Below are 296 nucleotides of genomic sequence, written 5' to 3'. Positions count from 1 at the left end.
ATCATCGGCGCTGTTTCGTTTCACTACTGAGTTCGGCATGGGGTCAGGTGGGTCCAAAACGCTATTGTCACCAAGCAAATTTGGTTTTAATTCGCTCATCTGAGCAAATTAATAAATCTGGAATTCTGATATCAAGTAAATGTCTACTTTAGTAACTTAACTTCTGTCTGTTACGCTGTCATAAAACGCGTTTGGCGTTGTATGGTTAAGCCTCACGGGTAATTAGTACAGGTTAGCTTAATGGCTCACACCACTTCCACATCCTGCCTATCAACGTTGTAGTCTTCAACGGCCCT

The 296-nt window shown here is 42.6% G+C and carries 2 rRNA genes; both read right to left on the bottom strand.

Features of this window, described 5'->3' with window-relative positions:
* Positions 1-75, bottom strand: a 5S ribosomal RNA gene (rrf, locus tag JIG37_RS04050); the annotation flags it as partial.
* 126 nt (positions 76-201) lie between these two features.
* Positions 202-296: ribosomal RNA gene (locus JIG37_RS04045) — 23S ribosomal RNA — on the bottom strand; the annotation flags it as partial.

The organism is Pseudoalteromonas sp. bablab_jr010 (assembly GCF_016464105.1).
GTDB lineage: Bacteria > Pseudomonadota > Gammaproteobacteria > Enterobacterales > Alteromonadaceae > Pseudoalteromonas > Pseudoalteromonas simplex.
The sequence above is the reverse complement of the archived record's forward strand: the minus strand, read 5'-3'. Positions and strand labels throughout refer to the sequence as shown.